Annotated in this window: 1 protein-coding gene; it reads right to left on the reverse strand. The window is 61.2% G+C overall.

Features of this window, described 5'->3' with window-relative positions; translation table 11 throughout:
- Positions 1-20 precede the first annotated feature (20 nt).
- Positions 21-317 (reverse strand): transposase (locus OXS31_RS23365; protein ID WP_267402369.1); only part of this gene is annotated, 297 nt, incomplete at its 5' end.

Raw genomic sequence — 317 nt, forward strand, 5'->3', positions numbered from 1 at the left:
GTAGATACCGTCTTCGCCCTTCAGTGTGCAATGGCTAAAGCAGGGTCGAAAGGCTTGCCCGATTTGAGCACGCCATAGGCGATGGTCAGCAGCTTACGCATGGCGGCGCAGACGGTTTGTTTACCTTTCTTGCCCCTGGCTTTCAGGCGCTCGGCTTGCGCCCTGATAGCCGGGTTATAGGTCAGCGCCACGACAGCAGGTAGGTATAGCGCACTTCGTAAGCGGACTGATCCCATGCGCGAGATGCAGGTATGGCCGCGCGCGAGGCCGGACTCCTGCAGGCGCGGGTTCAAGCCGGCAAAGGCGGTAACGGCGCG

Origin of the sequence: Pseudomonas sp. GM_Psu_1 (genome assembly GCF_026544185.1) — a bacterium.
GTDB lineage: Bacteria > Pseudomonadota > Gammaproteobacteria > Pseudomonadales > Pseudomonadaceae > Chryseomonas > Chryseomonas oryzihabitans.